At 74.2% G+C, this 26189-nt stretch carries 7 protein-coding genes and 1 pseudogene; 4 read left to right on the top strand and 4 right to left on the bottom strand.

What is annotated here, in order from left to right:
• Positions 1-39: 39 nt before the first annotated feature.
• The 4 genes from KBX43_RS14205 to KBX43_RS14190 all read right to left on the bottom strand — a co-directional run bounded on the left by KBX43_RS14205 (position 40) and on the right by KBX43_RS14190 (position 22890).
• Entirely contained in the window at positions 40-363 is a 324-nt protein-coding gene (locus tag KBX43_RS14205) for a YrhB family protein (protein WP_209961454.1), read from the bottom strand.
• A gap of 78 nt (positions 364-441) precedes the next feature.
• The gene (locus KBX43_RS14200) at positions 442-21570 is read right to left on the bottom strand and encodes a DUF6531 domain-containing protein (protein WP_210884999.1); all 21129 of its coding nucleotides are present in this window, start codon (positions 21568-21570) and stop codon (positions 442-444) included.
• A gap of 28 nt (positions 21571-21598) precedes the next feature.
• Positions 21599-22483, bottom strand: a complete 885-nt coding sequence (locus tag KBX43_RS14195) for a WXG100 family type VII secretion target (protein ID WP_210884717.1) — start codon at positions 22481-22483, stop codon at positions 21599-21601.
• On the bottom strand, positions 22480-22890 hold the full coding sequence (locus KBX43_RS14190; RefSeq protein ID WP_210884716.1) for a YbaB/EbfC family nucleoid-associated protein: 411 nt from the start codon (positions 22888-22890) through the stop codon (positions 22480-22482). The genes KBX43_RS14195 and KBX43_RS14190 overlap by 4 nt, the downstream gene beginning before the upstream one ends.
• 252 nt (positions 22891-23142) lie before the next feature.
• On the opposite strand from KBX43_RS14190, the gene KBX43_RS14185 reads away from it, so the two are divergent.
• The 4 genes and pseudogenes from KBX43_RS14185 to KBX43_RS31880 all read left to right on the top strand — a co-directional run.
• On the top strand, positions 23143-23463 hold the full coding sequence (locus tag KBX43_RS14185; RefSeq protein WP_064446311.1) for a WXG100 family type VII secretion target: 321 nt from the start codon (positions 23143-23145) through the stop codon (positions 23461-23463).
• A 38-nt stretch (positions 23464-23501) separates the two neighbouring features.
• Positions 23502-23804 carry a WXG100 family type VII secretion target gene (locus KBX43_RS14180; protein WP_104115516.1) on the top strand — a complete coding sequence of 101 codons (303 nt, stop codon included), beginning with the start codon at positions 23502-23504 and terminating at the stop codon, positions 23802-23804.
• A gap of 135 nt (positions 23805-23939) precedes the next feature.
• On the top strand, positions 23940-24779 hold the full coding sequence (locus KBX43_RS14175; protein ID WP_064446534.1) for a hypothetical protein: 840 nt from the start codon (positions 23940-23942) through the stop codon (positions 24777-24779).
• A gap of 42 nt (positions 24780-24821) precedes the next feature.
• Positions 24822-26189: pseudogene (locus tag KBX43_RS31880) on the top strand (hypothetical protein); the annotation flags it as partial.

Raw genomic sequence — 26189 nt, 5'->3', positions numbered from 1 at the left:
GCCGCGACAGTCCTGCCGGTCGCGGCGGACCGTCCGGGCTCAGGCGAACGGGTCCGGCGCGGCCGGAACCGGCACCGGGGGCAGCCCCTCCCGTTCGGCGTACTCGTTGAGCCAGCGCTCCAGCGGCGGGCCGGACGGGGCCACCCAGGGCTCGGCGCCGTTCTTCGGCACCACGAGCGGGCCCACCGCGAGCGTGTCCATGATGCTGCCGGTCTCGGTGGCCCGGACCGTGTTGAACGGGTACACCCAGCACCAGGCGTACTCGGCCGGGGCGTCCGGGGCGAGCAGCGTCAGCGGCTGCGCCGGGTTCTCCAGCCGGCGCAGCGCGTCCTGCGCCCGGGTGCGGGCGTCGTCGGCGTCCATCAGATTGTCCTTGTCTGTCGATGGTGGTCGGGCAGGGTGCCCGCCCCGGCCGCGGTGACGGCCGGGGCGGGCGGTGGGTCAGCGCCGGGGTACGGGGTCACGCTCCAGCCGCATCTGCGAGTCGTCGTCCCCGGCGGGGACGACCCGGCCCGCCGCGTCGTACGCGAACCGCGTCACCGCCTCGCCGGTGCGCCGCTCCACGACCCGGCCGAGCAGGTCGTACGCGTAGTGCGTGACAGCGCCGGTCGCGTCGGTGCGCTCGACGAGCTGCCCGGCGGCGTCGTAGACGTACCGCTGGGTGCGGCCGTCGAAGTCGGTCTCGGACACCATCCGGCCGTTCGGGTCGTACGTGTAGCTCCACGTCGCACCCGCCGGGTTGGTGACCCGGACCAGCCGCAGCTCGGTGTCGTACGCGTACTCGGTGCGGTTGCCCTCGTCGTCGATCTCGGCCGTGACCAGGTCGAACGCGCCGTACTCGCGGATCGTCCGGCGGCCGGTGGCGTCAACCCACTCGACCAGGTTGCCCTCGCCGTCGTAGCGGAACTCCTCGACCGAGCCGTCCGGGTTCTCCCGCCAGGCCAGGTCGCCCTCCAGCGTCCAGCCGAACTCGGTCAGACCGTTGTCGTCCTCGATGCTGAACAGGCGGCCGAGCGCGTCGTAGACGTACTCCGTCTCGCCCTGCCCGGTGCTCACCGAGGTGATCTGCCCGGCCGGGTCGCGCACGACGGCGGTCGGGCCGACGTGCGTGGTCGTGCCCCGGCCGTCGGCGGCCGGCTGCTCGTACCGGACCACCTCGCCTGCGGCGTCCACCTCGGCGACCATCAGGCCGTCCGGGCCGAACTGACGGTTGCGGGTGCTCCCGTCGAAGTCGGTCCAGGACACCGCACGACCGAGGTCGTCGTACGTGGTGGTGGACCGGCTGCCGTCCGGCCGGGTGACCGCGACCAGCCGCCCGAGCGCGTCGTACTCGCTGGAGGTGGTGCGGCCCAGCGGGTCGGTCGTGGACCGCAGGCGGTACGCCTCGTCCCAGACGTTGCGCGTGGTCGCGCCCAGCGCGTCGGTCTCGGCGACCACCTGGAAGCGGTCGTTGAGCTCGTAGACGCGCACCGCGCCGAGCGAGTCGGTCACCACGGTGCGGCCCGGCTGGTAGTCGAACCGGTAGCGCAGGTAGCCGCCCTTGCCGTCGGTGGCGACGCACCGGCCGGCCTCGTCGTAGGTGTACGTGTACCACTCGCCGTTGCGGTCCTCCCAGCGCACGAGCCGCCCGTCGGCGTACGTGAAGCGCTCGGGGTCGCCCGAGGAGTTCGTCACCTCGATCAGGTTCAGGTCACCGTCGTAGCCGAACCGCGACGCCGCCATCAGGTCACCGGCGGCGTTGGGCAGGGAGACCATCGTGATCAGCCCGGCGGACGAGGTGAACGCGATGGTGGCCCCGGTCGACGACAGCAGCTGCGTCGGCGTACCCCGGCGGTCGCGCTGGATCGTCCAGCTGACGCCGCCGTCGGTGACGTCGGTGAGCAGCGACTCGGTGTCCGACGCCGCGGCGAACAGCAGGCTGCGGCCGGACGTCGGATCGGTCAGCAGCCAGCCGCCGCCCACCAGCCGGCGCAGCGGCAGCGTCCGGCCGGTCTCCGGCTGCGCCACCTCGCCCTCGGCGGGCAGCGGGTAGGTGAGCAGCGAGCCGTCGGCGGCCAGGTAGCGGACCTGCTCGCCGTCGACGATGATCCGCTGGTCCAGCGTGGAGGCCCAGGCCCGGCCGAACGACCGGCCCCACCGGTAGTCGGAGCGGTAGGTCCGCTCCAGCGTGAGCCCCGGCAGGACCGCGTCGGTGTGGGTGAGGATCATCCGCCCGGTGGTGACGTCGATCGGGTCACCCACGGTGGGCGTCTGCGCGGTGGTCTTCGCCACCTCCTCGGGCGCCACACCCGCGAACGTCTCGGTGGTCGGCGAGAAGTCGGCCATGTCGACGTCGGAGTCGGTGTCGCGGACGGACGCCATGTCGACGTCGGAGTCGGCGTCGCGGACCGAGGCCATGTCCACGTCCGAGGACGGGGCCGGCTGCGGGTCGCTGGTCCGGATCAGGACGACGGAGCCGTCCGGGCCGATCTGCGGCAGCGTGGCCAGGCCCGGCACCTGCGAGTCCTCGAACGTCACGCGGCCCTGCGAGTCCTTCGACACGTTGACCACGTGGCCGACGGCGCCGGGGCCGTCGGTGCGGAAGCCGACGATGCCGTTGGTGCCGTTCGGCATGGCGCCGAGCGCGTCCATCAGGCCCTGGAGGGTGCCGACCTCCTCGGTGGTGCGGCCCGGGTACTGCTTCTGGATGTCGCTGAGCGCTCTCGGGTGTGTCTGCGGCGGGATCTGGGTGATCAGCCCGGACTGCTTGTAGCTGTCCACGGCCATCGTGAGCGTGACGCAGTCGTTCTGGTTGGCCGCGTCCCGGCCCTGGTGGATCTGCCGCAGGTGCCCCCGGTCCGCGTCGTCGAGCGTCGCCAGGTCGGCGGCGGTGTTCGCGGTGCCGCCGTGCGAGTTGGCCGCCAGGATCCGCAGCGTCGACCCGTTGCTCAGCGGGACGTCGCGGGACAGCGCGTCCCGGAAGGTGTCGAGGATCCGGGACTGCGCCGCCGGGTCACCCTGCGCGGCTGCCAGTTGCTCGGCCAGCGGCGTCGTGGTGTCCGCCGACGGCGTGGCGGAGGCGGCGCCGAGGCTCGCGGGAGCGCTCTGCGGCCCCTGGAAGCCGTACGCCTGGCCACCGCCGCGCCGGTGGCTGCTGCCGCCGGGACGGCTCCGGTCCCGCGGGCTGCGTGACCTGTCGCTGCGGTCGCGGCTGCCGCTGGGCTCGCCGTCGACCGCCAACGTGCGGGCCGCGGTCCGCTGCGGCCGGCGTTCACCGGTGATCAGCTGATCTGGCCGGGGGCGCTCCGACGGCGGTACGTAGTCCTCCTCGCTGGCGTAGCCACGACGGGCGGGGCCGTACCAGTGACCGACGTCCCCCCAGTAGCGCCGTGCGCGCCCGCTCCGGGCCAGTGAGTGGATCTCCTGGAGCGCGTTCGCCGCCTCGTGCCGCTCCTGGCGGTAGCCACGGGCCTGCTCGGCGAACGCGACAACTGTGGCGAACTCCCGCCCGGCGGTGCTCTCGATGGACTCCAGGGCGGTGAAGCCGCGCAGGTAGTTCGCGATCTGGCCGGCGGTACGGCGGCCGCCGTCGGACTCCGCGCCGATCCGGTCGCCGAGGCCGCTCGTCCCGTCCGCATGGTTGTACGGGCGGCTGCCGATCATCGGCTCGTTGAAGTGACCCTCGCGGTTGCTGCGGGGACCGGTACGCGGGCGGTGACCGGTCCGCGCGTACATGTCGGCGCGGATGCTCTCGAAGCTCTGGTGCGCCGTCGAGGACGTGTCGGCCAGCGCCGTCTGCGGGGCGAAACCGACGGTGTCGAACCAGGCCTGGGCCTGCGCGGTGACCTGACCGACCGGTGTGCTCAACGGCGGCGGCGACGGGGTGTCGCGCTCCACGTACACGTGGGTGACGGTGCCGTCCGCGTTGCGCCTGGTCTCCCGCACCCAGACCGGCATGCCGTACAGCGCGCTCGGCGGGGGCGGCGCCGCGGTCGTGGGCAGGCTGCTGGGCGTCTGCGCGGAGGGAACGGCGAGCGCCGGCTCCACCGCGGCCATCGGGTGGGGCGTAGCCGGGGCCGGCGTGCAACTGGTCAGACCCAGCGGGTCGGCCACGGTCAGCGGGTCGGCGACGTACGCCGTCGGGTTCGGGCCGCCGGTCAGACCGAGCGGGTCGGGGCTGACGTACCGGCCGGTCGCCGGGTCGTAGTAGCGGAACCGGTTGTAGTGCAGGCCGGTCTCGGCGTCGGCGTACTGGCCGGGGAAGGCCAGCGGTGTCACGGTGCGGTCCGCGCCGCGTCCCCACAGGTCACCCCGCGACCACCAGCGCAGCCCGCCGCCCGGCTCGACCAGGTGGGTCGGGGTGCCGATGCTGTCGGTGATCACCGCGCGGAGCGTGCCGCCGTCGGTCTGCGCGACCGGCACCGGCGCGTCCGGCCGGTAGTCCCACGTGGTCGTGGTGGTCGCGCCGGTGACGTCGCGGTGCGTCTGCTCCAGCATCAGGTCGCCGGACCAGGCGAAGCACACCTCCTCCAGCACCCGGTCGCCGTCGCCGAGGCGCTGCTTGGCGATGCGCCGGCCGAAGCCGTCGTAGCGGTAGCGCCAGCGGTCGCCGCCGGGGGTGACGGCCAGCACCAGCCGGTCCTCGGCGTCCCACTCGAAGCGCCACGCGCCAGCGGCGTCGACCCGGCCGGTGAGGCGCCCCTTCGCGTCGTAGGAGAACGTCGCGTCGTCGGAGCGCACCAGCATCGTGCCGGTGAACTCCCAGCGTCCGCCACCGGCGCCGACCAGGTTGCCGGCCTCGTCGTAGTCGTACCGCTGCGGGACGTCCCCGTCGACGGCCCGGATGCGGCCGGTGTCGTCGGCGGTGAAGGACTGGTCACCGGCGAGCGAGTCGGCGATCGCGGTGACCCGGTCGGCGGCGTCGTAGCTGTAGCGGCGCTCGGCGGCGTCGGCGATCTGCTGCCCGGTGAGCCGGCCCGCCGCGTCGAAGGTCTGCCGCAGCGCGACCAGGCCGCCGACGGTCCGGCCGATCTCCCGGCCGGCGTCGTCGTGCGTGAAGCCGAGCAGGTGCTCCCCGGCGGTCAGGCGCTCCGGGCGGCCGGCGGCGTCGAACGTCCACCGGCTCGACCGGCCCGACGGCGTGGTGCGCGTCGCGACCGCGCCGGAATCGGTGTACGACGTGTGCACCGTCCGGCCGTTGATCGTCTCGGACAGCACCCGGCCCTCGGCGTCCCGGGTGAACCGCACCTGCGCGTCCGGGCTCAGCACGGCCGCCACGTGGCCGTCGGCGTCGTACTCGACGCGGGTGACGGCGTCACCGACCCGGCGTTCGACGACCCGGCCCAGCGCGTCCCAGCGGTAGTGGGTGACGGTGCCGGCGGCGTCGGTGTGCGCGATCAGCTGTCCCGCGTCGTCGTGCTCGTAGCGCTGGGTACGGCCGTCGAAGTCGGTCTGCCCGCACAGGCGGCCGGCCGCGTCGTACTCGTAGCGCCACGTCCGGCCCGCCGGATTCGTCACCCCGACGAGCCGTAGTTCCGTGTCGTACGTGAACTCGGTGCGGTTCCCCGCCTGATCCACCCGGGCCGTGGGTAGATCGAAGGGGCCGTACTCGAAGCTCACCGCCCTTCCTGAGGCGTCGATGACGTCCACCAGATTCCCTTCACCGTCGTAGAACCACCGTTGCGTGGAGCCGTCCGGGCGGACCCGCCACGCGAGGTCCCCCTCGGCGGTCCAGCCGTACGTCGTGACCGCCCGGTCCGGGGCCCGGGTCGCCCGGACCCGTCCGAGCGCGTCGAACTCGATGCCGCCCGCGGGCGCGGGCCGGGGCGGCGGGACCCGGTGGGTCGAGCCGTCCGGCAGGGTGACCGTGCGCGCGTCGTGGTCGAACCGGGTGACGCGCCCGAGCGGGTCGGTGCGCGACAGCAGCCGGTTCGCCGCGTCCCACTCCTGCCGGGTGGTAGCGCCCAGCGGGTCGACGATCGCGGTGACCTGGCGGCGTTCGTTGATCTCGTACCGGGTCACCTGGCCCAGCGAGTTCGTCACGGACGTGACGCCGTCGTCGTACCGCAGGCGGTAGCGCAGCCAGTCACCGGCGCCGCCGGCCCGCACGCAGCGGCCCGCCTCGTCGTAGTCGTAGCCGAACCACTCGCCGTTGCGGTCCTGCCAGCGCACCAGCCGGCCCGCCTCGTCGTAGCGCAGCCGCGTGGCGTGGCCGGAGGAGTTGCGTACCTCGACCAGGTGCCGCCGGTCGTCGTAGCCGAAGGTGGGCAGGTGGAGCGCCTCGGCGGCGGTGTCGCCGGGTGCCCGTACGTGCGCGCCGACGACCAGGCCGCCGGCCAGGTGCGGCACCACGACCACGCCGGAGGTGCAGGTCAGCAGCTCGGGGGTGCCGTCGGCGGCGCGTTCGACGTGCCAGCCGACGTCGTCGCTGACCACGTCGCTGAGCCACGAGTCACCGTGCCCGGTGGCCGGGGCGAACAGCAGCCACCGGCCCGGCTCGGTGAGCAGCCAGCCGCCGCCGGTCAGCCGGCGCAGCGGCCCGCCCGGGCCCAGGACCGGCCGGGCCTCGTCGCCCTCGGCGGGCAGCCGGTACGTGTGGACGGAGCCGTCGGCGGCCAGGAACCGCGCGTGCGTGGCGTCGGTGACGACGCGCTGGTCCAGGGTGGAGGCCCAGGCCGGGCCGAAGCAGCGGCCCTGGCGGTAGTCGGATCGGTGGGTCCGCTCCAGCGTGAGCCCGGGGAGCCGGGCGTCCACCTCGGTGTAGATCACCCGGCCGGTGGCGACGTCGACCGGGTCGCCGACGAGCGGCGTCTGCGCGGTCGGCGTGGCGACGTCCTCGGCCGGCACGTCCTCCGGCGGGACCGGCTCCGGCGGCCGGGTCACCTCGGCCTCGTGCGCGTGGTGGGCGTCCCACCAGGCGCGCTCGGCGTCCGTCACGGCCCGCTTGGCGGCGGCGACGTCCTCCGGGTCCGCGTCGGCCCGGGACGTCAGGCCGTCCCGGCGGGCCGTCGTCTCGGACAGCGTCTTCGCCGCGTCGGCGACGGCGAGCGCGGACGCGCGCAGCCCCGGGGGGAGGTCCCGGCCGGTGACGGTGCGGGCCGCCTCCTCGTCCAGCCGGACCACGTAGCCGCCCGGCACCCGGACCTCGGCGCCGCCCCGGTGCTTGCCGGCGGCGTCGCGGGAACGCGCCACGAAGCGGAACTCGACGTCGTACTCCACCGCCGCGGTGAGCTTGTCGTCCGGATCGGTGCGCCGGGTCGGCTTGCCGGTCGTGCTGACGGCGACCTTGCCCTCGTCCTTCACCTGGCGGGCCGGGTCGGTGCGGTAGAGCTGCTGCTCGACGAGGGTCGCGGCGTTCACCGCGTTGAAGGCGTCCCGCTCGCCGACCTTGCTCGCGCCGCCCGGATGACCGACGCCGCCGACGACCAGCGGCCCGGCCGTCCTCAGCGCGAACGAATGAGCGCTGGTCTGCTCGTACTCGGTGTCGGCGCTGCGCTTCGCCGAGCCGCCGATCTTCACTGTGGCGTCCGCGCGCAGCAGCTTCGGGCGGGCCACCAGGCGGGCGTCGAGGAACAGGTCGCGGCCCAGCCGGGCCGGCATCGGCAGCGGGAACGCGCCGGCCAGCATGGCCGGCAGCGCCTTCATCCGGGTGACGGTCAGGGCGTCGCGCAGCGCTGCGGTGACGTCGCGGCCGGGTTCGACGCCCGAGGCGACGAGCGCCTGCCGGGCCGCCTCGTGCAGGTCGGGCAGGCGGACCAGGACGTCCTCGACGGCGAAGCGGCCCGGCTCGGGCAGCGGATCGAAGCCGGTGGCGGCGCGCCACACCTGCCGCCCCGCATCGGTGGTCTGCCCGGCGGGTACCGCCGTGACCGGCTCGGAGACGGCCTGCGACCGGCCCGGCGTGGCCGAGTACGTGGTGACGTCGCGGACGGCCCGGATCGACACGCCGTCCTCGGGCAGCCCCTTGCCGGTGACGGTCATGGTCAGCCGGACCGCCCCGCGGAACGTCGGCACCGGCCCGGAGACGGTGAGCGTCTGTTCGTACGTGCGGCCGGCGCGTTCGGTCGCCTTGGTGGCCCGGTTGTCGAGGGCGGCGGTGCCGGTGAGACCGGCGGCGACGGTGCCGGAGGCCGGGCCGTGCCCGGTGGTCCGGGTGGCGTCGTCCTCGACCCGTTCGGCCTCGGTGCCCTGCGCCCGGGCGGTCAGCGTCACCTGCGCCGCCGTCCGGGAGGTGGTGCGGGTGTGCGCCTCGCCGACGACCGAGCGGTCGGTGACCGACAGCTCGTCGACCACCTCGATGCCGGTGAAGCTCGGCTCGCCCATCGGCTCGGCGGTGAGCGTGACGTGGTAGGTGGAGCCCCGGAAGCGCCGCTCCACCCGGATCGGCTCGCTCCGGCCGCCGTTGAGCGCGTCCGCCAGGTGCAGGTGGGCGGCGCCGAGGAAACCGGAGCTGCCGAGCCCGCGTACCGGGTCGAACGGGCTGCGGTCCTGGGTGGACGGCAGGATCGCCTGGGCGAGTTCCTCGCCGGCCGCCCGGGCCAGGGCCCGCCGCAGGTGCGGGATGCGGTCGGTGAGGTCGACGTGGGTGGTGGCGCCGCCGATGCCGAACGAGCGTTGCGGTCCCGGCCGGAACGCGGGTTGTTCCGTGTCGTCCGGGGTGCCGGGGTCGGCCGCGGCCTCGTCCTGCCGCTGCTGTTCCTGCCGGACGAGCTCGCGTTCGCGCCGCTGGTGCTCGGCCTGTACGGCCCGCTGGCGCTCCTGCGCCTGAAGCAGCGCCTGCGTGGCCTCGTCGTGCGTCGCGGTCAGCTCGGCGAGCTCGCGCCGGTGCCGCTCCTGCAGCGCGGCGAAGGACTGGTCGACGAGCCGCCGCTCCGCCTCGCCGACCTCGCGGCGCCGGCGTACCCGGTCGACGTAGTCGGAGGCGTCGCGGCGTTCGGTGTGCTGCCGCCGCAGCAGCTTCCCGCGCTCGGTGGCCTGTGCCCGCGCCATCCGGGCGCGCTGCTCGCGCTGGTCGGCGCGGACCGTCTCGGCGTTCTCGGCGTGCCGCAGTTGCAGCCGCACGTCGGCGCTCCGGTGCCGGCGGACCCGGTCGCGGTCCTGGAGCCGCTTCAGCTCTGCCGGCGTCATCCGCATGACGACAGCGCCCGGCAGGGTGAGCTGCCGGCCGGCGCGGCGGGCCGGGGAAGCGGGCCAGAGGCCCAGCGGAAGCAGGTTTGTGTCGTGCCGCGCCTCGGCGACCACCTCCGCCTCCACGTCGACCCGCACCAGCAGCTCGCGTTCGGGCCGACCGCCGACGCGCAGCTTCGAGATCCCCGAGACGCTGCGCTCGCTGATCCGGCCCCAGGCGCGCCGCCACGGCGTGACGGACAGGACGACGGCGCCCGCCGGCCGGCCGGTGCTGCCGCCGTGGTCGGCGGCCGGGCCGCTCACCGTGGCGACGCCGGTCGCGGAGAGACTCAGCTCGACCGAGCGTCCGTGCGTGGTCTTGCGCGCGGTGCCGCTGGCGAAGGTCCGCTTGATCCGGGCGAACTCGTCCGCGTCGTCGAGCACCACCGGGTTCGTCGGTCGCAGCCGTACCCGCACGTCGGCGCGGGCGTCCGCGGCCCGGCGGCCGTGCCACAGGTTGCTCAGCGCCAGCGGTCGGCTGAACAGCTCGGCGTCACCGGTGAGACGCTCCGGCGACAGCTCGTCCGCGACGACTGTGGAGATCCGGCCGTCCTCGGCGGTGTAGATGTCGTCGCCGCTGGCCTCGTGCAGCGTGTCGACCACGGCTTCCTGCAGCCGGCCGGCGCCGACGAAGGACTCCACCCGGCGTCCGTCGAGGTCGTGCGGTCCGCCGGTCATCCGGCTCAGCGGCGGCGGGTACGCGATGGTCTGCTCGTCCCGGACGGCGGGGCCGGGCTCGGGAGCGGCGCGCTGCCGGGAGACCCGCGTCTCGGGGACGAGCATGCGCACGTCGAGGCGGTGGGTGCGGGGGCGCTGCTCGGACGTCGCGACGACGGTGGGCACGTCCCGGCCGTACGCCCCGACGGACAGCTGCCGGCCCGCCTGGTTGACCCGCACGCTGGACCGGGCCGTGACGGTGAGGTCGAGGGTGGCGGCGAACTGGCGCAGCCGTACCCCGGTGGGCTTGCCCTTGTCGTCGAGCGCCGGTCCGTGGCTGCTCTCGGCGGCCTGCCGGCCGGTGATCGCGCTCTCGTCGGCGGCGCTCCAGGTGACGGCGGCGCGGGGGCCGCCGAGCATCGCCGAGGCGGCCTGGCCGAGCGGGCCGAGGATGCGCGGCTCCAGGCTGATCTCGGCCGACGTGCTGCGGTCGCGCCCGCCGGTCACAGTGGACCGGGCGTCCTGTTTGGCGTCGGCGCCGACCTTGTCGTGGTCGAGCAGGTCGCCGTCGGACACGTCGCCGAGGGTGCCCCGGATGGTCACCACAGTGACGTGGTCGTGGAACGTGCCGGTGCGGATCAGCGGGATCTTCAGCCCGGGGCCGACGATCCGGTCCGCCAGGTGGCGCAGCTGGTCGGGGGAGAGCTGGGTACGCAGGTCCGCGTCGCGGCTCAGCGCCGCCTGCAGTTGCGGGGTCAGCCCGTCGGCGAGCCGCGGGTCGTCGAAGTGCCGCAGCATCTCGTCCCGGGTGGCCAGGCGGAACCGGTCGTGACCGGGCACCGACCGCACCGCTTCGGCGACCGTCTCGTAGAGCCCCTGGTCGCCGAACCGGGTCAGGTACGCGCCGCCGAACGACTCGCCCCGCTCGATGCGGGCCGGCGCGAAGTGGGTCCGGGCGGCGCCGCGCCGTCCGTGCCATTCCCGGCCGCCCGGGTCGAGCGCGGTGCCCGGCAGCCGGTCGCGGGTGGTCCACTGGAGCGCCTCGACGGAACCGGCCAGCATCCGCGGCGGACGGCCCAGGACGCGCACCTGGACGCCGTACTCGACGCGGTACCGCACGGCGGGAGCGGTGCCCGTCACGGTCTGCTTTGCGCCGGTCCGCTCGGTGATCGTCCGGCTGACGCCGGACTCCCGGCTGCCGCCGACCCGGGGCGCGACGACAAGGCTGAGCGGCCCTGCGTCCACACCGGGACCGGCGGTGCCCCAGACACCCCACAGCCGCTTGGCGGTGGCGCCGCCGGTGCTCTCGGCGGCGAGCGCGGACGTGTCGACGTGCGTGATGCCGTCGACGCTCTCCACCTGCTCGACGCGGCGGGCGACCAGGCGCACCTCGACCTGCTGGCTGCGGCCCGGGAAGAAGCGCCGCCAGCCGGTGCGCGCGCCGCGCGGCAGCGAACCGGACCGGACCCAGCCGTCGTGCCGGTTCGCCGGGTCGGTGACGACCGTCGTCGGCAGCTTGCCGGCGAACGCCGCGTCGCTGAGCAGCTTCTGCACGGCCGGACGGCCGGGCGCGCCGATGCGGACCAGGTCGCCCATGCCGTCCTCGGCGAGGATCGCCTCGACCTGCTCGAAGAACGTGGCGCCCGGATCGGCCGGGCGGCTGCGTACGCTCTCCACCGCGAACCGGGCCGGCACCGGTCCGTCGAGCGCCGGGCCCGCGGCCGACGGCGCGGTCGCGCCGACCGGACGCAACCCGGTCGGTACGGCGAGAGCGACGGTGCCGGCGGCCTGGACCGGTCCGGTGTCGGGGCGGCCGGGCCGGACGAGCCGGGCGACGAAGCGGATCGGCACTGTCACTTCGGCCAGGTCGCTGACCTTGACCGTGGTGGTGGACGTGTAGGTGCTCTTGTGGGCGGTGGAGTGTTCGGTGGTGGGCGCCGTCGGCACCGAGCCGCCCGCGCCGACGATCACGCCCGGCAGCGCGGTGACAGTCGCCTTCGGCTCGACGTGCCGGTCCCGGGTGTGCCGCAGCGTGTGGGTGAGGTTCTCCCGGGTCTTCGTGGTGACCTTGCGCGGGTCGTCGTGCACCCGGTCGACCGTCAGCCGGTCCCAGTCGAGGACGGCGGTCACCACCAGTTCGGCGGGGCGGCCGCCGACCGTGACCGGGTAGGGGCGGCCCGCGCCGAGGAACTGGTCGATGTCGTCGCGGCTGTCGGCCTCCACCGCGGCGACGACGTCGGCCGGCAGGCGGGGGTCGAGGGTCCGCAGCGCCGCGCCGAGCGTCGCGTCCCGGGTGGCCCGTAGCTGCTCGGCGAGGCCGAGGGTGCGGCTGTCCCGCAGGTAGGTGGGCAGGCGCCGGCGTACCGCCTCGGGTGACGGCAGCGCCGTCTCGCCCTCGGTGGTCAGCGCCGTGCCGATCTGTTCCGGGCCGGCTTCGGCCGGGGTCGCCTCGCCCGTCGTGGCCGCGTCGGTGCCGGCCTCCGGCGCAGAGAACGGCGCCAGCCCCGCCGGTGCGGTCTCCACCAGCAGGTCGGCCGGTGGCTCCAGGTCGGAGTCGGCGTCCTCCTGCGGCGTCGTCGCGTCCGGCGTGCCGGCCGGCGCGGGCGACGGGGTCCGGGGCGGCACGCCGAGCCGCTCGGCCAGGTCGTAGACGTCGTTGAGTCGCTCCTCCGACCCGGTCAGCGAGTCGTGGGCGTCGTCCATGTGCGACAGCGCGGCCGTGTGCGCGCCGTACGCCCCGGGCGCCCGGGACGCCACGTCGGCGACCAGGCGCTCGGCCTGGGCGGCGGCGTCGCGCCGGTCCCGGACCGCGGTGGGCAGGTCACCGAGCGGGGCTAGCTCGGCGGTGATCCGGTCGAGGTCGGCGCGTCGCCGCGCGGTCGCGTTGACCGCCGGGTACGCCCGCAGCAGCGCGTCCGCGAGCGCCAGGTCCCGTCGTGGGCCGGGCGGGAGGCCGAGCGCCGCGGTGGCGTCGGCGGCCGCCCGGGCGGCGTGATCCGCCCAGTGCCGGGCCTCCGCCCGCAGGGCGGCGAGCCGGTCGTGCCGCTCCCGCAGGAACCGCAGGTCCGCGTCGGCGCGCGCCGCCGTCGACTCGGCCCACGCGGCGTCGTCGCGCAGGTCGCGTACGGTCGCCACCTCGGCGGCCGAGGCGGCGAGCGAGGCGCGTACCCCGGCGTCCCGGTCGCGGATGTGCTCCTCGGTCCGGCCGGCGATCTCGCGCAGCCGCCGCGCGTCGGCCGTGTCCCCGGCCCGGGTCGCCGCGTCGACGCCGGCCCGCGCCAGCTTCGGTGCCTCGTCGGCGCGCTGGTCGAGCTGGAGCTGGCTCTCCGACAGGTCGGCCACCCGGTTCGCCGCGTCGTGGTGCAGCCCGGCGGCGCGCCGGTGCGTGGCGTCGGCCCGGGTGGCGTCGTCGAGGGCCGGAGCGAGCGCGTCGAGCGCCGGCCGGGTCCGGGTCTCGACCTCGGTGGCGTCGGACCGCGCCCAGGCGGAGAGCTGCGCGACGGACCGAGCCGTCCGGTCGGGGTCGACCTGACCGACCGGGGTGTACGCGTCGAGCACGTGCGACAACTCGGTGACGGTGAGCCGGGCGGGGTCGGTGGGTGACGCCTCGAACTCGACGAACCGGGTGTCACCGGTCGGCGGGGTGAGCGCTTCGCCGTCCGGGCCGCGACTGTCGCTGCCGGTGACGATCGCGTGTCCGGTCGACCCGGCCCACACCACGCCGCCAGGCGCGATGATCCTGGTGCCGGGCAGTTCGCGGGCGAGCTGCGCGGCGAAGCCGTCCCGGCGGTCGGTGCCGCTGTCGCAGACGATCAGGACGATCGGGCGTCCCTGCCAGCGGTCGTGGTCCTCGCGGATGCGCGCGGCGAGCTGCGCCGGGGTGATCCGGGCGTCGCCGACCCGGATCGCGTCCGTCTCGCCGTGTCCGAACACGTGGTAGCGGTCGGGCCGGTCCGGGAAGTCCCGGGCGGTGGACCTGGTGGCGCGGTCGTCGGGCGCGGCGAACACCAGGCCGGAGTCGACGGCGCCGCCGGTCGTGGCGCTCGTGGTCGTGGTCGTGGTCGTTGTCGTGGTGGCGGTCGGCGCGAACGTGGCGAGGCCGTCGTCGCCGAACATCCCGAAGTCGCCGGACTCCCTGTCGCTGTCGTCGCCGGTGTCAGCCGCCGGGGGCGGCGGGGGCACGTACGGCGCGTAGGTGACCCCGCCCCACGCGTCGATCGTGCGGACCAGCGCCAGCCGGCCCTGCGGCTTGGCGCCGCGCACCTGATACTCCCGGACCGGGCCGCCCGCCCCGTCGTGCACGGTGAGGTGCACCCGGCTGCCCCGGGCGGCGGCGAACTCGACCACGTCGTGCGCGTTGCCGATCCGCTGCCGTTCGGCGTCGTCGATCGGGGCGCCGCGGCGCTGCGTGCCGGGGTCGGGTGCGAGGGCCGCCCGCACGAAGTGCCCGTTGTCGTACGGGCGCTGCTGCCGCATCGCGGCGGCGTCGTCCAGCACGATCGTGTCCCGGCCCGCCCGCAGGGTGTCGATCCGCAGGGTGTCCGCGTCGGCGCCCGGCAGCCCGGCCGCGATCGCGTCGTAGAGGGAGCCCGGCTGCCGGCTGAGCCCACCACGATCGGCGATGGCGGTGGCGGCGGCGAACTCCTGCTGGATGGTCCCCGAGTCGTTCGACGTGGCGACCAGGTGCGCGGCGACGAGGCGCTGGCTGGTCGGCAGGCCCACGGTCCGGGCCGGCTTCGACGGGTCCAGGTCGGGGTCGACGGTGAACTCGCCGCTCGGCTCCGGCGCGGGACCGGACCCGGGCGGCGGCAGCGAGACGGTGGTGACGAGCCGGTTGTGCGGCTGCGCGCCGAGCTGCTGGAGCTGCTCCGGCGTCAGCGACTCCTGCCACGTGCGCGGCGGCTCGCCCGGGGCACGCGCCACCCCGGCACGGCGGGGCGTCACGTCGGTGGGGGCGGCGAACGGCTTGCCGGCGGCTCTGTCGGGCTTGCGCAGCTCGGCCCGGTACTCCTTGAAGCCGGTGCCCTCGGTGTAGAACAGCTGCCGGTTGGCGTTCGTGGGCACGGCGTGCGACTGGGGCAGGAAGTTGCCGGCGGCGAAGTCGGCCGCCAGCCGGGACAGGTCGGTGGGCGTGGCGGCGCCCACGAAGTCCGTCATGAACCCCAGGTCGCGGTCGGGGTGCCTGTTGTTCTGCGACTCGACCTGGACATCGGTGGTGAGGACGTCCGGGGGCAGGCCGGCCGGCGTCGCCGCGCCGTGGGCGACGGCCAGCTCGTCGCCGTACGCCTGGTGCAGGCTCTCGGCGAGCAGGAGGAACTCGGCGCCCGCGTCACCGAACCGGACCTCGGGCCGGCCGAGGACGAGCAGGCCGTCGACGAAGAGGTTCGGCTCCGGCGAGTACGGGAGCATGGGGTGGACGGTGGCCTGCCGGTCCCGGGAGCGCATGTCCTCGTCCACGGCCGTGGCGAAGTCCCGGACGAACTTCTCCTGCCCGGCCTCGGTGGCGAGCTTGCCGAGCCCGCCGTGGACGGCGGCCAGCTTCTGTCGCTCGATCCCGAGTTCCTTGCGCGCCTCCCGGTCGTCGCGCGTGGCGAGTTCGGCGATCCTCGCCTCGTGGTCGCGGGCGCGTCGTTCCAGCCGTTCCCGGGTCCGCCGGACCAGATCCGCGGCGTCGCCGACCCGGTAGCCGCCGGAGATCATCAAGGGCCGGGCCGGGGAGTCCGCCTGCTGCCCGGTCGCCTCCGGGTCGAACCGGGTCGCCCGGTCGACGCGGTCGAAGACGTGGGTGCCGTCGGCGACCGTCCGGGCGCCCCGGTCGAAGTCCTGGATCGAGACGTACGGGTAGCGGCGGTCCGCGCCGTCCGGGCCGCCCTGCGCGAGGCCCTGGATCGCGGCCACCGTGTCGGGATCGCGCAGCACCTGGTTGCGGGTGCGGCCGTACGGGAACTTGTCGTTCTTCGTGCCGACCGCGTAGCCGTTCACCGCCACCGGCACGTCGAGGCTCTCGGCGAGCCGGGCGGCCCGGGCGACAGCGTCCCGGAACGCCAGGTCCGGCACCTCGGCGGTGGTGTTGACGCCGAAGACGAACGCGACCCGGGTGCCCGGGGCGAGGCCCTCGGTGACGGCTCGGACCACCTCGGGGATCTGGTCGACGTCGGCGGCCGGGAGCATCGAGTTGACGACGAACCCGATCGGCGCCGCCTCGGCCTTCAGGTCGATCGTCGCCTGCCGGTAGTTGCCCGGGTCGACGTCGCGGGTGTGTCCGGTCAGCTCGTCGAACCGCGCGTTGCGGCCGCCGGGCACCCGTACCGGCTCGAACCGGGCCGGCCGCGTCCGTGGCGGCAGCGCGCCGCGATCGGGCGAGAGCACGTCGTGCCGCAGGCCGGCGATCCGCTCGACGCCGCGGGCCAGCAGCCGCGGCTCGTTGCCGGGCTGCGGCGTGGTGGTCGCCATCAGCGAGTTGTCGTCGCGGACCAGCGCGCGCTCCAGGGCCCGGCCCGGTATCGCGTACTCGTCGCGCAGGCCCAGGAAGTGCCCGATCTCGTGCGCCAGGTCCAGGTCGGACGAATGCGTCGACCAGGCGGTCTGCGTGGTCGGCGACGGAGTGCCGTGCAGCGCGACGACGGCGTGCGCCTCGCCGGGCCGGGTCACGAACTCCACGGTGACGTTCAGCTGGTCGCGGTCACCGATGCGGAAGCCCTGGTTGTAGATCCGGTCGACCGCCTCGGTCACCCGGGTCTCCACCTCGTCCCGGGCGGCGGCGGCCGTGGCGTCGCGCGCGTCCAGGAAGACCTTGACCGTGAAGTCCTGCACGTTCCGGTCGCCGAGGTCGAGCACCCGGTGGTCGTACGCGATGCGGTTGTCGACCGCTTCGAGGCGCAGCCGGGGGCGGCCGGCTGCCGGAAGGGGCAGACCGGCCCGCTCGTAGGAGCGCGCGACCACGTCCGGAACCCGGGTGTCCGGACTCGGGTCGCGGACGATGACGTCGTAGGCGCTGGTGTTCGCGACCCTGCGCGGCGCGGTGTCGCGCTGCTCGTGGCGCGCCCGGGCGATCTCGTCGCGGGTCTTGGGTACGTCGAGCCGGGCCGGCGGGGTCCCGGCCGTGCGGGCGGTGGTGTCCACCGGGGGCGCGCCCGGCGCGGCCTCACGCGAGCGGGCCTCCGGGTCCAACTTCAGGCCGGTGACCGTGGCGAGGGCCTGGTCGACCTGGTCGGAGCCGGTCTGGCCGAGGGCCTGCTGCCACCCGTCGAAGTACGTGCGGACGCTGCCGTCGTCGTCCTGGACGAAGTCCCGCAGGGTGGCGGGATCGCCGCCGTGCCGCAGGTACTCCGACGCCGCCAATAGCCGGTCGCGGCCTTCGCCGGAGTCGGTCCGGACCGACGCGGGCCCGTGCTCCCACGGCCGGGTGTCACCCGCGGACGCGGTCACCGAGAGCGTGGGCTTGCCCGCCGCGAGGGACTCCTGCCAGGTGTTGGCGCCCTCGGTGACCACGAGCGTGGCGCGGTCGCGGAGCCCGGCCATCTGCTCCGGCGAGACGCGGGGCAGCGCCGCGACGTGGACGTCGGGGTTGCCTGTCGTGAAGCTCCGGTCGGCGTCGCCGACCACCAGGACGACAGTCGGCCGGCCGGGCCGGGCGGCGACGGCAAGCCGGCCGACCACGTCCCTGTGCTCAGGAGTGGCCTCGGTCATGCCGTAGTAGACGAGCACCACGTCGGTGCCCGGGTCGTCGACCAGGTTCGCGAGAGCGTCGGCCCCGGGAACGCCGGTGGCCCTGACGACCTCGGCGGCGGCCGGCGGCGGGGTGGCCGGTGGCCGGCCACGGTAGGTCGGCACACCGGTCAGGATCTCGTCCAGATTCGTGACCGTCCCGTCCGCGCCGCGGAACTGACGGGGGAACTTGTCCCACAGGAACGGCTGGAGCGTGAGCACGTCGTGCTTGCCGTTGTGGGCGGTGCGCAGCCCACGCTCCCAGTTCTCCTGGAACCACTCCTCCTTCTTCTCCCCGCTTACCTCCGAGCCGTCGTTGTTCCTCGCGTCGACGGCCGGCAGGACGATCAGGACGGCGCCCGGAGGTAGCGTTTCGGCGCGGACCAGGTCGAGGCGCAGGCCCTGGCCGACTTCCTGAGCGGTTGTCTCCGCCTCTTTCCGGAACGACGGCTGCAGCTCCCGTCGCCAGTCGGGCAGATCGCTGCCGCCGGCGCCGGGCCACTGCCTCTCCTTCCAGTCCCGCTCCTTGCGTAGGTCGTCGGCGGGCGTCTGTATCCGCCCCTCGCCCGGGTCGACGGGCTTCTGCTGCGGACGCATGACGACGTTCATCCCGCCCCGGCGACCGGTCCACTCGCGGTGGAACAGGTCGTACGAGCCCACCGGGCTGTCGAAGTCGGCCTGCCGGCCGAGCTGCCCGGCGTAGTACGGCGTCTTGTTGCTGGGGTAGGTCAGCACCACAGTGCCCTGGTAGCCGGTCGCGGCCAGCCCGTCGAGCATGGCGACCGTCGCCGCCTGGTGGCCCAGGCCCGGGGAGCCCTGGTCGAGGACGTGCACCATCTGGTACTTGTCGGTGAGCGCTCGCCCGATCGCCGTCGGCACGGGCTGCTGCCGGGGCGGCAGCGTGGCAGCGGAGAGGTCCGCCCGCTGCGGGACGGTGTTCCGGGTCGGCGCTCCGGCCGGCCGCGGCGGGCGGCCGGGCGCGGCCGGTGGTGGCGGAGGGCCGGGCACCCCGGGGGGAGGCGGCGGCACCGGGGCGATGGGTGGCGGTGGTGGCGGGGGCACCGGTGCGATCGGTGGCGGTGGCGGTGGGGGAACCGGAGCGACCTGCGGCTCTGACGGTGCCGGGGCCGGCGCACGCGACGGGACCTGCGGATTCGGGTACGGGTCCGGCGCCTGCTCGCGCGTCGTGGGTGGGGGTGGCAGCTCGCGTACCGGTCCTGCGGTCAGCGCGGCGTCGTGGATCGTCGCCAGATCCTCGGCGGTGAGGTAGTCGACCGGCCCGGTCGAGGTCGCGGCCTGCTCCGACGACGTCGGCAGGACGTCGACCTCGAGACCCATCACGCCCGGACGGTCCACTGTGGTGAGCAGGTGTTCGTCGGCCTGGTGACCCTCCTTGGCGCCGAGGTAGTGCATCACCTCGTGCACCATCACACCGAGGCGGTCGCCGGTGTTCCACAGATGCTGGTCGGAGCGGACGCCGGTCTCGGAGGTCACCTCGACCGGCGGGTTGCGGCGCGGATCGGCCTGCCAGTCGCGGGTCATGCCGTCGCGCCACGGCGGCGTGTCGACGATCAGGTCGATGTGCAGCAGCCGCCCGTCGGGCAGCGTGTACCTGTCGTTGACCATCTCGTCGACGGTGCGCTGCACGGCGTCGGCGAAGTCCCGCAGCTCCTGCGGGGACATCCGGTCGTTCTTCGAGACCAGATCCAGGTGTACGTCGAACGACCGGTAGTCGCGTCCGTCGGCGGTGAACTCCCGCGTGGTGAAGTCGATTGTGGTGATCTCGCCGCGCAGCAGGTGCGTGCCGGGGACGACGGTGTCCTTCCACGGGACGTACCGCTCGGTGCGCAGCCGTTGCGGCTCCGCGTTCGCCTTCGCCCGCTGGAACTGCGGGCTCGGCGTGGCCCGGCCGGGCGTTCCGGTAGCCGGGGTGACGGGTTGAGTCGTTCCCGGGTCGCCGGTCCGGGCCGGGCCGGGGTGGGAACCGGCCTGCGCGAGGTCGTCCCGGCCGCCGGTGTGGTCCGCGCCCACCGGGGCGTGGGCGGTCGTCGCACCCTCCACGGTGACGGCTGGACCGTCGGCGGTGACCACCGGCCCGGTCGGTGTGGACGCCGCAGTCGCCGGTGCCGGGGTGGCCGGCGCCTCGATGCCCCCTGCGGGACCGGTCGCCGGTGGCACGCCGACCGCAGCGACCTCGACCGAGACGCCGCCCGCCTGCTCCCGTACCGGTGGCAGCACAGGCGCGGCACCGGTGCTGTCGGCCCGCCCCGCCGCGGGCGTGGCCGCCGACGGCGGGTTCGGCGAGGACGTAGCGGTGGCGGGTGCGGGCGGGGCGGCCGACGGCGTGGCCGGGGAGGACGTAGCGGGGGACGGCGCGGTCGTGGACGGCGTCGGTCCGGCCGGGGCTCCCGGTGGGGAGCCGGAGGTGGCGGGCGGCTGCGTCGCCGACGTCGACGGCGTGGTGGTGTCGAACCCGGGCAGCCCACCACCCGACGTCGAGACGTCCGGTCCGGCCAGGGTGCCGTCGCGCGTCGTCGCGGCGTCGGTGACCACCGTCGCGGGGGCGGCCGAGGGCGCGCCGGTGGCGGTCGACGGGCTTGCGGTCGCAGTACCCGTCGAGTCGCCGCGCGCGGACCTGTCCCCGGTGGAGACCGGGGCCTCCGTCCCGCCGGCCGTGTTGCCGGTCCCGGCGGGGTTGCCGGCGCCCTGGCTGCCGGTGCCGTCGCGACCCGCGCCCTGACCACTCGCGACCGGGCCGTCGGCGCCGCTCTGCCCACCGGCCGTCGCGCTTCCAGCGCCGGTCTGCCCACCGGTGGCCGAACCCCCACCCACCTGGACGCCCGGGCTTCCCGCGCCCTGCTGACCCGGCCCCTGACTACCTGGACCCTGACCGGCGCCGCCCTGACTCCCGGCGCCTTGACCTCCGGAGCCCTGACCCCCGGAGCCCTGGATGCCGCCGACCGAACGGCCCGGACCGGAGTCGCCGACGGCGCCACCGGCGGCGCCGGAGCCGTCGGCGGGCAGCCCACCGACGCCCTGGTTCCCGGCGCCGCCGTGACCTGCGCCCGTCCCGATGGGGGAGCCGACGGGCGGGGGAACCGGTGGTCCTTCCACGCTCGTCGGCGGCGGCGTGGACGGCGTGGTGGTGAGGCTGTTCGTCTCGATCTTCGGTGGCGCCTTGGCGCCCGCGCCGGGGCCGTAGCTGTTGCCGACCACTGTGGCGTAGTGGTGCGCCATCCCGCCGATCAGCGAGGAGGACATGGTGGCCCACGGGTTGAATCCACCGCCGCCGACCATCATGGTGAACAGGCCCTCGAACAGCGTCTCGGCGAGCGCCGACAACCCTTCCCGGGACAGGATGCTGTCGTTGATCTTCGGGAAGAACTTGCCGCCGATCATCTGCACGCCGCTGACGCCCGCGCCGATGAAGGCGCCACCGGCGAACGAGATCGCCAGGTCCTTGTAGTCGAGGGACTTGCGGTTTCCCTCGATGATCTGGGTCACCTGGGCGGCGGCGCTCTGCCAGAGTTCCTCCAGGCCCTCCTGGAACGCCTCCCAGGCCAGCCGCATCAGCATGTGCCGCAGGCGCTGCCGGAACAGGTCGATCAGAGCCTTGACGATCTCCTGACCGATCTTGATCAGGGCGGGAACCGCCGCCGCGCCGAAGCCGGAGGCCAGCGCGATGGCGATCTCGACGACTTGGGTGAAGGCCGCGATGACGATGTTGTACTGGGTGTTCTCCGAGTCCAGCGCGAAGTTGTACGCCGATCCGCCCAGCGCCAGCGCGATGTTGCCGCCGGCCGGCACGTTCTTGGTGATGCCCACCTGGTACTGCTGGAACGCGTCCATCGCCGGGCCGGACAGGCTGCCGGCCAGCCCGTAGCCGAGGTTGGCGGTGGCGCCCATCCCGTTGAGGATGGTGCTGCTGAGCGCGTACAACTCGTCGCCCATTGCGCGAAGGGCGGTGGGGTCGGCCTTCGGGTACTCCTCACCGACGGCGACGAGGATCAGGTCGTACGCCCACTGCCACTGCGGGTCGTTGGGGATGTGGAAGTCGGGCATGTGCTACCGGCGACGGGTGGCGGGTGGCTCAGGCGCCGGTGATGATCGGCGAGGGCGTGCCGTCCGGCGCGTAGCTCAGGTACAGCGGCTGGTAGCCGGGGACGGTGGGGTCGGCGGCCGGGTTCTCCTTGACGACGAAGAATCGGCCCTGTCCGGGATCGATCTCCCTGCCGTCCGGGGTGGTGACAGGCGTTCCGGCCAGCGGGGTGATCGAGTCGTAGAGGTTCGCGTCCACCCGGGTGCTGCCGTCGGCGAACGGGTTGAGCGCGATCAGCCGGTACCCGTCGGGCAGTGGCCGGCCGCCGACGTGCGCGGTCGCGTACTCCGGCTTGGAGAAGTAGGACGAGATGGCCGGCGTGGCGGCGGTGACCGGGATCAGCGGCTCGGCGGGCTCCACCGGCAGCAGCGGCGTGCCCTGCTGCCGCGGAAGGAGCCCGGCCTGCTCGGGGACCGGCTCGCCGGCCGCCCGGCGGCGGGACAGCAGATGAGGCCGGCGCGGCTCACCCTCCGCGGCAGGCCCCGGCACGTCGCCGGTGGCCGCCGCCCGCATCGGGTACGCGGGGCGCCGCAGGCCGTCGAAGTCCTTTGCCAACATCCGGCTCACGTCTGCGGCGGCCTCGTCGGCCTCGCGGTACGCCCGGCCACTCTCCTTCAGGCCCTCGGCGGTGTAGTGCAGGGTGCCCTTGACGCCGCCGATGATCGCTTCGAGGTTGTCCATGCCCTGCAGGAACTTCTCCGAGAACTCCTTGCCCATGTCGTCGTCGCCCCAGGCGTTGGAGTACCGGGCGCGCAGCGCGATCGCCTGGGCGAGGTAGGACTCGTAGAGCTGGACGTGCGACTCGTACGCCTTGCCGAGCCCTTCCACGCCGTCCGGGTCGACCCACAACCGGCCGCCGGGATTGTTGCCGGTCATTCGGGTCCCCGGGTCAGGAGTTCCCGCACGCTCGTCACCATGCGCGGCTCCTTCGGCAGGAACGCGTCGGCGCCGGCCTGGCCCCGGACCAGCTTGTGGGCGTCGACACCGTCCGGCAGCATCGGCGCCAGCACGTCGGCCGCCTGGTTCATGACCTGTTCCGTGGCGTCGGCGTAGGTGTCGAGGACGAGCCGGGTCAGGTCGGCCGTGGTGAGCCGCTTGTGGGCGCCGGTGGGGAACTGGATGTCGGTGAGCACGCCGTTCTGGCCGACGGTGACGCTCACCTCGCGGCGCGGTGACGACGCGGTGGCCGAGAGCGCGCTCATCCGGGCCTGCATCTCCGTGAGGCTGTTGCGCTGCCGCTCGTACTCCTGGAACAGGCCTTCGATGCGCTCGCTGTAGTTCACGACGGACCACTCCCTCGACGTCGCCGTCAAGTGAAGACGGCGCGGCCGTCGCGCCGGAACTCCGGCCGGGCATCAGTGCATGAAAGTGCAACCACTTTTCCCGGCCTCCCGGCCGTCGCCGCCGGGCGCGGGGGCGCTGCCGTGCAATGTTGGGTGACGTTCGGACATGGCGGCGCGACGAAGTTGCGCCCGCACGGGGCGGCGGATCAACACTCTTCCCTGCCACCTTTCCCTGACATGAGGAGTCCGGCCGTGACGATGCCGAGCGTCAGCACCACCGAAGCGGGTATGCAGCGGGCTGCCCAGGAGTTCTCCGACAAGGCCACCGAGTTCACCAGCCAGCTGCGCGCGGTCAACGGGCAGATGGCCGTCCTGATCTCCTCCTGGACCGGCCAGGCGTCGCAGGGCTTCAACCAGGCCATGGACAACTGGGAGAACGCGTTCCAGCGGGTCATCAACGAGCTGCTGAACATGCTCGAGGTCATGGGCGTGACCACCAAGGGCTACCAGGCGGCCGAGGACGAGGCGTCGAGCGTGGCCAGCTCCTTCGGCGCGGCCCTGCCGGGCATCTGAGCCGTACCCCCGATCCCTGATCTCCCGAGAGGACTGACGTGTCCAACTACACCTTCGACTTCGTGCAGGCAGACGCCGTGCTGACCGACATGCACCGCATCAACGGCCAGATCCAGTCGTCGCTGGAGGAGATGGAGCGCACCGTCGAGGCGAGCCTCGCCCAGTGGACCGGTGCCGCCCAGCAGCAGTACCACGTCTCGAAGGCGGCCTGGAACCAGGCGGCCGACTCGATGGTGGGCTACCTGGAGCAGGCCCGGCAGACGCTGCTGCGGATCTCGGACAACTACGGCACCACCGAGCAGCGTCACGCCATGATCTGGAACGACGTCCGCGGCGGTTGATCCGCCGGGCGGCTGCCGCGGACGCGGCGCGGCAGTCTCCGTCGTCCGTCCCCGGCCCGGTGAGTTAGACGATCCGGGCCGCTGGGGTCTGCGCCTTCGTCCCGCCGCCGTCGACTCTCGAGTGGAGTGATCTCCTTGGCCCGCATTGACTGGGGATACGCCAGCCCCGAAGCCATCGCCGCGATGAACGCCTACGGCATGGGCGACGCCGCCATCGGGAAGCCGGAAGGCACCACTCAGGCGGCGTACGACTCCTGGATGGCCTTCTACAACAAGCACCAGAACCGGCGCACCGGCGTGGATTTCGACAGGTGGAAGGACGAGGTCCGCGCCGAGCACCCGGAGTGGATCGAGGCCCGCGAGTGGTACGACAAGAACATCCTCGACATCGACGGCTGGCGGAACCTCGTCAAGGAGTACAAGGCCAACATCACCGACCCGTCGAACGTGAAGCCGCCCGCGTTCACCGACAAGCCCGACTGGATCGACGAGACGAAGACTCCGACGAACTCGGGCTTCACCCCGCCGGGCATCAGCCCGACGTTCAAGGGTGACACCGCCTCGACCAGCGGCGTGGCCGTGAACACCGCCGCGCTGGAGTGGTTCGCCAACGAGGTGCTGGGCCGGATCACCGGTCCCGGGAACATCCTGCTCACCACCGTGGACCAGTTGAACGCTGTCGACCCGCGGCCCGGGGCCTTCGCCCGCGCGGAGGTGCTGCGGCAGGCGGTGGTCGGGGCGACCGCCCAGGACGGCGGCGTCAAGGGCGACACGAAGGACATGCTCGTCGACATGAACACGGCCCTCCTCGCCGTGCAGCATGCCCTGCTGAAGATGGCCGCCCAGTACAAGAACCTCGAAGAGCTGAACTCGCTGACCACGGAGAAGCTCAACGAGGTCATGGGTGACTCCTTCAAGGGCCTCGACAACCTGAGCACGTACGGCCAGAAGATCATCAAGACCGACGGCAACTAGCGCGGCCGGGCGGTTCTCGCCGCTCGCGAAGAGGGACGGGGCATGGGCAACGGTCTCGGTGAGAGCAAACTCGACGGGTGGAACGACCCCGCGGAGGAGGCAGGGACCTTTCCGCCGAAGGTAATTCCCGTCGGTGACCTGTACGACTACCGGACCTGGGCGACCGAGACCCGGGGCTGGCGCAAGCTCGAGGCCGCGGTCAACGGGGGCGCCGCGGTGTTCAGCGAGGCGGGACTGCAGTACGCCGCCTCCCGCGTCAACGTCGCGTCGGTGGTCGAGGCGGCGCGGGCGTTCCAAGCCACGCAGGACCTGCTGATCTGGCTGGAACAGACCATCCGTACCGCTGTCGCCTCGATGGTCGGTGACGACAAGGCGTGGCAGGGACCCGCGGCCAGCGCGTTCCGCGACAAGATGAACTTCTACGCGGACCTGCTCGGCAAGCAGGCCGAGCACCTCGCCGGCGGCAAGGTCCCGGACTCCGACACCGCGTCGAACGCCATCAACTCCTCCCCGAACCTCACGTCGCTGCCGTCGCAGCTCTACGACGCGGCCAACCACCTCTCCTGGGCCCAGCAGACGATCGCCTACCTGGACGGCGAGTGGGCGAGGATCGCCTCCCAGAACGGCGTCGGCAGCGGCAGCGGCCCGGTGCCGATCAGCGGCACCGAGTACGAGAAGCCGATGGCGCAGCAGATGGCCGAGGTCGTCCACACCGTCGCCGAGCAGTACCGGATCACCACCGACAAGGCGAAGACGGCCGGGGTCACCATGCCGACGCCGAGCATCAGCATGCCTGCGACGTCGCCGTTCCCGACGCCGAACATCACCACGATGAACCTGTCGGCGCCTCCGACGCTCACCCCGCCGGTGTTCACCACGCCCTCCATCGGCGGCATCACCACCGCGCCCCTCACCGCGCCGCCGAACATCACCGTCCCCACGATCACGCCGCCGAACCTCGGCGGCATCGGCGGGTCGGGTCCCGGCCAGGGCCCGGGGACCGTCACCCCGCCGTCGTTCTCCGGCCCGGGCGAGATCGGCGGCCCCACCCCGGGCGGAGGTGGCGTCGGCGGCGGGCTGCCCGGCTTCGACGCCCCGGCGTTCAACGGCCCGGGCGGTATCGGCGGCGGCGGGCTGCCCGGCGGCGGCGTACCGGGCGGGTTCGTCCCCGGGGCGGTGCCGCCGGGGATCAAGCCACCGGGCTCGGCGAATCTCGGCGGCGGCGGTTCGGTGAAGCCGCCGTCGTTCTCCGGCCCGGGCGAGGTCGGCGGTCCGAAGCCCGGAGGCGGAGTCGGCGGGGGCGCCGCCGGCGGCGGGTTCACCCCGCCCGGCGTTCCGGGACTCGGCTCACCCGGCGGCGCCGGCAACGGCGCCGGCGGCAGCCCCGGCCTGCCGGAGAAACCGGACGCG

The sequence above is a fragment of the Micromonospora sp. C41 genome (assembly GCF_018070485.1).
In the GTDB taxonomy this organism is placed as follows: Bacteria; Actinomycetota; Actinomycetes; order Mycobacteriales; family Micromonosporaceae; genus Micromonospora; species Micromonospora chalcea.
This window is presented reverse-complemented; position numbering and strand designations above follow the sequence as displayed.